This is a genomic window from Pyramidobacter sp. CG50-2, from assembly GCF_003612005.1.
Taxonomy (GTDB): domain Bacteria; phylum Synergistota; class Synergistia; order Synergistales; family Dethiosulfovibrionaceae; genus Pyramidobacter.
Genome location: NZ_RAWT01000085.1, coordinates 1 through 4,906, shown reverse-complemented (window position 1 = coordinate 4,906; position 4,906 = coordinate 1). Strand labels below are relative to the sequence as shown.

Genomic DNA, 4,906 nt, shown 5'->3' with positions numbered 1-4,906 from the left:
ATCATCCTCGCTCAACTTGCATGTGTTAAGCACGCCGCCAGCGTTCGTCCTGAGCCAGGATCAAACTCTCCGTTGAATCCTTTATCCTTACCTGTTCCATCTTCTCGGATCGTTCCCGCTTGGCTTCTCTTCCTCGTCCTCTTCGGTTGTCAAGAAACGGCGTCGCACGCTCTCCAGCCGCTCTCTCTCTTCCAAAAACGGCTTTCCCGCGCGCAACACGGCGTATATTAACGCGACTGTCCTTTTCTGTCTACGATTTCATTTAGATTCTTTTATCACAAATAAAAATCTATTTGTTTTCTTTTATTGAGATTTAATTGATACACTGATTATAAGTCACAAATATTTATTGACTTATTTCTTCAGATATCATGAAATGTCTTTAAACAAACCATTTAACAGAATATTTCATCTTTAAAATTTCGCGAAAACATTTACCGGCGAGATCGCGGTTCAAAAACAAAGAGACTTTTCTCTTCCTCGCGTTGGAAGAGAAAAGTCTCTTTGTTTACGCTCCGCGGTCGTCGAAGTTCAGCTGCTCCATGGCAAACCTGCGATAATCCATGAATTCGCGGCTGGTGCGGCGACGCGGATAGGGCAGGTCGACTTTGATGTCGTTGTGGACGCGGCCGGGGCGCGGCGCCATGACGACGACGCGGGAGCCCATGTAGAGGGCTTCGTCCACGTCGTGCGTCACCATGACGACCATGGGGCGGTGGCGCGACCACATGGAGAGGATCACGTCCTGCATGGTCATGCGGGTGAAGGCGTCGAGCGCGCCGAGCGGCTCGTCGAGCAGAAAGACCTGCGGGTTGTTGACCATGGTGCGCAGCAGCGCGGCGCGCTGGGCCATACCGCCGGACAGCTGGTGCGGCCAGTTCTTGCAGAATTCCCACAGCCCGGCGGTTCTCATCAGTTCCTCGACTTCGGCCTCATGGCCGCGCAGCTGGCCGCGCATTCTCAGGCTGAAGGCGACGTTCTGTTCCACAGTCAGCCACGGAAAAAGCGTCGGTTTTTGAAAGACCATGCCGCGCACGGGGGCAGGGCCGTCGATGACCTCGCCGTTGAGAGTCACCTTCCCGGTCGTCGGCACGATCAGCCCGGCGATCAGGCGCAGGATGGTCGATTTGCCGCAGCCGGAGGGGCCGATGACGCTGATGAACTCGCCGGAGCGGATTTCCAGTTCGATGTCTTCGAGGGCGTTGGTGACGGAACTGCCGGCGTTGGCAAAGCTTTTGCTGACGCGGTCGAGCTTGAGGATATTTTCGCACATGACGGCGGCCTACCTTTCCTGCCAGCGCAGCATGTAGCGGCGGACCGCGCCCAGCAGCGCGTTGACAAGCACGAAGATAACGCAGATGGCGACGACGGCGGCGTACATGTTGCCGTAGCGGGCCCAGCTTTTCTGCCAGGTGATATACCAGCCAAGCCCCGACTCGACGCCGATCATCTCGGCCACCATCAAAGCGACGCAAGCCGTGCTCATGCCTTGAGTCATGCCCTGCAGGATGTTCGGCAGCGCCGAGGGCACGGCGATGGTTCCGACGAGGCGCATGCCTTTGACGCCCAGCGTGCGCGCCGCCTCGAAATAGGCGGGGTCGATGTTGGTGATGCCGGTCTTGGTAGCGATCGTGACGGAATACCACACGCCGAGGGCGATGATGAACACGCTGCCGCGGAAGAGCGTGGCGGCCAGCACCATGACGACGGGAAGCCAGGTCGTGGAGGGGATGGCGCCCAGCAGGCGCGTAAACGGCTCGATCCAATAGTTGACGTTGCGGTTGTAGCCGCAGGCGATGCCGGTCACCAGCCCGACGCCGACGCCGATGAAGTAGCCGGTGAACAGCAGGATCAGCGAGTTTTTGGCGCAGTCCATCAAGTAGGCCCAGTCGGCGATGGCCGCTTCCAGCATCTGATCGAGCCACGGAAAGTACGGCAGCGGCAGGCCGCCCGTCTTGAGCGTCAGCCAGTCGTAGCCGGCCAGCGCCAGAAAGACGAACGTATAGAAGGGGGCTTTGTAGCGCATCCAGCGGAAGGCGCGGCGCCCGCAAAACGAGGCGAGGAAACCGATCAGCGCCAGCCCCGTCAGGGCGAGGATAAACCAGTTGTAGTCGTTGCCGTGGGTGTTTCCCTGCAGATCGGGAAGGCAGTTGTACTCCCACAGGGCGACGCCGCCGGCGACGACGGGAAGAAAACAGACGACGTAATCGAGAAATTTCTGAAATTTCGTTCTCGGGCGGCTCTCGAGAATCGCCAGTTCGTCCCGCGTCAGACGGCGGGGCGGCATCCCGGAAGCGCGGCCGTTTTCATGACCGGGCATAAAGAAAAATCTCCTTTCTTCTCTTCGGCAAGCACCGCGCAGCGCTGGCTGCCTGTCACATTTTCTGTTCCCGCTTCGCGCCGGGCGGAAACGCAAAAAGAGGGGGAGCCGCAGCGAGCCCTCCCTCTTCTGCGCCATACCGCCGGCAGATCTTGTTCACGCCGGACGGAAACTCCGTCCGGAGCAGGTCATTTCGAAAAGATGAATTTCATGAAACGGAAATAGGTATAAACCACGAACACGACAGCGATCAGCGTCGCCGCCGGCACCAGATACGGTGCGAGCGGCAGGGCGCGCCCAAGCTTGGCGGCGCAGGATGCGCCCTGCTTGAAGGCGATCGCCGAGATCACGAACGGGAAGGTGAAGGCCGCGTAGCTGGGATAGAACGGCAGTTTCAGCATCGAGAAACTCCTGACCAGCGCAAAGACGTACGTCAACAGCGCCAGCGCCAGCAGGAAGGCCAGCATCGCGAAGGACTTGGGCATGATCGACTGCACATAACCGGCCACGCAAAGGCTCGTGGGGGCCGCATAGACGCAGATCAGCGGCATCGCCGGCTCCGGCACGGGCAGCGTCTGATAGCGCTTCGTCACCACGAACAGCAGGATCAGAAGCGCCGCAAACCCAAACCAGAAAGCGACGGTGCCGACATCGGCGCCTCGCAGCAGAAGAAGCCGTTTCTGTAAAGATCTTCCGCGTGCTTCTGGACGGCCTTCGGGCTGACCTGTTCGACTGAGTACTTTACCATTGAAAAACTCCCCCTTGAGATATGATTGGATGTTTTTTCGCCGGGAGCCCCCTCGCGGCAAAAACATCTTAAAAACGAACGATTTGGCGCGGTCGATCTCAATCGTTCCCGAGAACCGGATCCCAGACCTGCTTCATCAGCGCATCGGTATCCTTTTTGGCGTCGATGAGGCCGAAAGTCTTGTAGTCGTCGATGATGTTGCGCAGCGCGGCTTCCGTAGCTTCGTCGCTGATGCTGTAGTCGTAGGTCTTGAAGATCTCGAGCACGAGCTTGGGATCGCCGGCCGCCCATTTGTTCGCCTGAAGCACGGCGACGGCCTCTTCGGGGTGCTCCATGACCCAGGCGCTGGCGGCCTCGTGAGCGCGGGTCAGTCTTTTCACCGTGATCGGGTTCTCGTTGTAGAAATCGAGGTTGACGGCGTGGACGCAGCAGGGCTCCTGCTTGAAATCCTCGTCGAACGTCAACGAGCGGATGATGCGCAGTTCGCCGCTGTCGAGGAATTTCTTGGCGAACTGGTCGCCGAGCAGCGCCGCCTGCACTTCGCCTTTCTTCATGGCCATCACGGCGACGCCCGCTTCGGCGACTTTCCATTTGATCTGGCGCGGATCGACCTTGTCGTGGTTGAAAAAGCGCATGGAAATGTTCTGATCGGAACCGCCGATGCCGTCGGGAATGGCGACGTATTTGCCGACCAGATCGGCCGTAGTCTTGATCGGACTGTCCACGGGCACATACAGCGATTTACAGCCCGAATAGATGCCCGTGGTGAACTTGACGCGCACGCCATTGACGGTGGGAACGAGCATCGTGGCGATATGATCGCCCGTCACGTCCACCTTGCCGGTGCCGATGGCGTCGATCTGACCGCTACTGCCGCCGGCCATACGGATCACTTCGGTCTTCAGCCCTTCCGCTTCGTAAAAACCTTTCAGCTGGGCGATGCCGAACGTGCCGAGGCAGAGGCCGCCGTTGTAACCGATCTTGATGACGCGGCCGTAGGCGGGTTCCTTCCTCCAGGCGGCGTCTTCCTCTTCCTTCGTCATGGCGGCGGCAGGCGCAGCCATCAGTGCGGCGCAGAACAGAACGACAAGAAACTTTTTCATCAATAGCTCTCCTTCATAATGTATTTTCGTAGAGGTCAAATCAAGAACACGAAAAGTCGCTGGGATCCAGGCTTCCGTTACTTGGCGCTGAACTGATCGTACGCTTCCAGCACGATCCCGGCATAAGCCGAGCTGGGGCCGCCGCCCATAAGGACGGCGACGCCAAGCGCTTCGGCCAGCTCTTCGCGCGTGACGCCGGCCTTGATGGCGTTCTGGACGTGCGAGTTGATGCACATTTCGCAGTGGGCCTGCAGGCCGAGCATCAACGCGATCAGTTCCTTGGTCTTCAGGGAAAGCGCGCCCTCTTTCAGCACGGCGCCGGCCAGGCCGCCGAAGGCCTGCATCGTTTCGGGGGCCGCTTCGCGCAGTTTTTTGCCGCGCAGGCCGGCCTGACGCGCCGCGTTTTTGTAGTCCACCTGCTTTTGAGGTTTCTCCGCTGCAAAAGCCACGCTGCTCAAAACCATTATCATGGCGGCTGCCAACACTAGAATTTTCATGATAAATTTCTCCTTTCGATCATGTGTTCGATCTTGAAAGACCGTTCCGAAACTAGGGCTTGTTTAAAAAACGTCAAAGTTGCCTAAATCGATCCAATCGCTTAAACTTTTCTCATGGAAGAGAGAAGATATGAACTGACCTCCAGCGAGTGGAATCGAATCAAGAGAATGCTGCCGCCCGAACACCCGAAATCAGGTCAACGTGGACGCCCGGCAAAATACGATAACCGCAGGATCA

General features: G+C 58.1%; 6 protein-coding genes and 1 rRNA gene. All 7 read right to left on the bottom strand.

All coding sequences use genetic code 11. The annotated features are described in order from the left end of the window. Nucleotides 1–76, bottom strand: a 16S ribosomal RNA gene (locus D7D26_RS11765); the annotation flags it as partial. A gap of 432 nt (nt 77–508) precedes the next feature. Further along, entirely contained in the window at nt 509–1,273 is a 765-nt protein-coding gene (locus D7D26_RS11760) for an ABC transporter ATP-binding protein (protein ID WP_120373170.1), read from the bottom strand. A gap of 9 nt (nt 1,274–1,282) precedes the next feature. Then, on the bottom strand, nt 1,283–2,320 hold the full coding sequence (locus D7D26_RS11755) for an ABC transporter permease (protein WP_120373169.1): 1,038 nt from the start codon (nt 2,318–2,320) through the stop codon (nt 1,283–1,285). 188 nt (nt 2,321–2,508) lie between these two features. Further along, a complete protein-coding gene (locus D7D26_RS11750) occupies nt 2,509–2,916 on the bottom strand; it encodes a hypothetical protein (RefSeq protein WP_199674787.1) in 408 nt (135 codons plus the stop codon). A gap of 11 nt (nt 2,917–2,927) precedes the next feature. Beyond that, entirely contained in the window at nt 2,928–3,068 is a 141-nt protein-coding gene (locus D7D26_RS11745) for a hypothetical protein (protein ID WP_199674786.1), read from the bottom strand. 98 nt (nt 3,069–3,166) lie between these two features. After that, on the bottom strand, nt 3,167–4,171 hold the full coding sequence (locus D7D26_RS11740; protein ID WP_120373168.1) for an ABC transporter substrate-binding protein: 1,005 nt from the start codon (nt 4,169–4,171) through the stop codon (nt 3,167–3,169). Between the two features lie 77 nt (nt 4,172–4,248). Continuing rightward, nucleotides 4,249–4,668, bottom strand: a complete 420-nt coding sequence (locus D7D26_RS11735) for a carboxymuconolactone decarboxylase family protein (protein ID WP_233543568.1) — start codon at nt 4,666–4,668, stop codon at nt 4,249–4,251. Between the last annotated feature and the right edge of the window lie 238 nt (nt 4,669–4,906).